The sequence below is a fragment of the Pseudomonas paracarnis genome, assembly GCF_904063055.1.
Classification (GTDB): domain Bacteria; phylum Pseudomonadota; class Gammaproteobacteria; order Pseudomonadales; family Pseudomonadaceae; genus Aquipseudomonas; species Aquipseudomonas paracarnis.
Map to the genome: position 1 here is coordinate 1 of NZ_CAJFCN010000117.1, position 430 is coordinate 430.

1 protein-coding gene is annotated in these 430 nt (G+C 61.2%); it reads right to left on the bottom strand.

Annotated elements, in window-relative coordinates:
- Positions 1-20: 20 nt before the first annotated feature.
- Positions 21-430, bottom strand: a 410-nt coding sequence (locus JMV15_RS28165; RefSeq protein WP_235991972.1) for an energy transducer TonB, incomplete at its 5' end; no start/stop codon positions are given.

Genomic DNA, 430 nt, shown 5'->3' on the forward strand with positions numbered 1-430 from the left:
GGGGGCATTAAATGAAAATTCTACGGAAACACCGCTAGCGCAGGGAGGCCAGAACCAAGAGGTTTTGGGGAGGTGGCTGGAGAAGCGCATTTGAGGCGGTAGTGGAAGGTGTGGGGAACTGCCGGTACGGCAACAGCCTTGCCATCGACGATTCTCGGCTGGTAGCGAAAAGTATTGGCCGCCGCCAATGAGGGCCGAATGAACAACGGGTGACAGCCGGCCAGCACCTTGGGGTTTTCCACGTGGCCCTGGGTGTTGACGGTGTACTCCACCGAACAGTCGCCTTCGATGTTCTTGTCCAAGGCGCGTTCGGGGTAGGCGGGGGCGGCCTTGCTCAAGGGCTGGTACTGGCGGCTGTCGAATGCAGGGGTAGGCACAGGCACGGCGGCTCGGGCTTTTTCCGAAGCAGCGCGCGCCTGACTCAGACGCT